Raw genomic sequence first — 1,791 nt, 5'->3', positions numbered from 1 at the left:
ATTCTAGCTTCGTCGGCAGCGTCATATGTGTATAAGAGAAAGGTATTTACCCTATGCTATAATTTATTTGAGCAAATTTTAATTTCTAATAATATAAATTCTGAAAGGTGGTACGTTAATGGAACATATAATAGACTGCAAGGGTTTACAGTGTCCTCAACCGGTGATAAACACCAAAAAGTATTTTGATTCAATAAAAGAAGGAACTGCTACTGTCATTGTAGACAACGACGTTTCTAAAAGTAATCTGTTAAAATTCGCAAAGAGTAATGGTTTTGTCAGCGAGGCAAAACAAAAAGACAATCTATATTATATAACTATTACAAAGAATGCAGATAGCTGTCAACCAATGAATTTCGATGATAGAAAGCTAACTATAGTCATATCCAATGATAAACTGGGGCTTGGCGATGACAAACTTGGAGCAATTTTAATAAAGAGCTATTTGTATGCATTGACTGAAAGCAACAATTTACCAACTGATTTAATATTTTTAAATGGAGGAGTCAAATTGACCACAGAAGGTTCTGATTCCATAGATAATTTAAAAGTATTAGAAGAAAAAGGAGTACATATTTATAGTTGCGGAACTTGTCTTGACTTCTATGGCTTAAAGGAAAAACTTGTTGTAGGTGAAATAACTAATATGTACAGCATAGTTGAAAAAATGAATTCCTCGGACAACACCATAAAATTGTAATAACGCATCTTTATTTTAATATTTGATTGTAACGTCTTGATAAACTTTTCTGAGGTTCAGGTGGATGAAATCATTTTTCATAATCAGACTCCATCTGAACCTAAAAATTTACAACAATAAATTTCTGTATATATCTTTCCTTACATTTTTTAAAATAGGCAGAGAACTTCTAACCTTCTCTATATAATCTAAATTCAATTCTGATATTAGTATTCCCTCTTTTTCATCTAATATATTTATTATTTTTCCCCAGGGATCTGCTACAAGAGATTTTCCATAAGCAACATAGGAATAATTCATGTTTCTTGCTGGAGATATACCCACCATATAAAGTTGGTTGTCCATAGCTCTGCTTCTAAATAAAGTCTCCCAGTGATCAGGGCCTGTAGTCATATTAAAAACTGCAGGAACAAATATAATTTTTGCACCCTTAAGTGCCATAATCCTTACAAGTTCTGAAAATCTTATATCAAAGCAAATAATTACACCTATTTTCCCCCACCTTGTATCTATCACCGGCATTCTATTTCCTGGAGTTAAAATATCGGATTCCTTAAAATTTATCTTGCCCTGTATATTCACATCAAACAAGTGTATTTTTCTATACTTTTCAGCTAATTTCCCACTTTCATCGAAAATAAAGGAGGTATTATATAGATTATCTTTTTCATCAATTTCAGGTATAGATCCTCCTATTAAATATATTCCAAGTTCCCTTGCTGTAGAAGATAACATATTTAAAGTCTCACCATAATTACTGGAACTTTCTGCATATTCTCTAAAATATTTGAGATTATAATAGCAGTTAAAAATTTCGGGCAGAGCTACTATCTCAGCCCCTCTGTGCACTGCTTCATGAATCATATATTGAGCTCTTTTTAAATTATCCTTTTTACTTGACTTTGAAACCATCATCTGGCACAAGCCTATTTTCATTATCAAAGCACCTCCAATATTCCTGGGCTGTATTCAATTACATATAATTATAATTTATTGTCCTAAACTATTCAATGTTTGGTAAAAAATTAATAGTTAATACATAATTTTAGATTAAGTTCAATGTATATAATATAAAATCTATTGCTTAAAAG

The 1,791-nt window shown here is 31.0% G+C and carries 2 protein-coding genes; one reads left to right on the top strand and one right to left on the bottom strand.

All coding sequences use genetic code 11. From position 1 onward, the window contains the following. Window positions 1-118 precede the first annotated feature (118 nt). Window positions 119-700: a sulfurtransferase-like selenium metabolism protein YedF gene (yedF, locus tag J5G60_RS18165; protein WP_150357178.1), complete on the top strand. Its 582-nt coding sequence runs from the start codon at window positions 119-121 to the stop codon at window positions 698-700. A gap of 108 nt (window positions 701-808) precedes the next feature. Here the strand turns inward: yedF and J5G60_RS18160 are convergent, their stop codons facing one another. Then, a complete protein-coding gene (locus J5G60_RS18160) occupies window positions 809-1,636 on the bottom strand; it encodes a carbon-nitrogen hydrolase family protein (protein ID WP_150357179.1) in 828 nt (275 codons plus the stop codon). Window positions 1,637-1,791 lie beyond the last annotated feature (155 nt).

The organism is Clostridium sp. HV4-5-A1G, from assembly GCF_900184915.1.
GTDB lineage: Bacteria > Bacillota > Clostridia > Clostridiales > Clostridiaceae > Clostridium_B > Clostridium_B aromativorans.
This window is presented reverse-complemented; position numbering and strand designations above follow the sequence as displayed.

Bases quoted from the DNA above. Each gene is read 5' to 3' on its own strand.
- J5G60_RS18160 (WP_150357179.1), bottom strand. From the start codon at position 1,636: ATGAAAATAGGCTTGTGCCAGATGATGGTTTCAAAGTCAAGTAAAAAG.
- yedF (WP_150357178.1), top strand. From the start codon at position 119: ATGGAACATATAATAGACTGCAAGGGTTTACAGTGTCCTCAACCGGTG.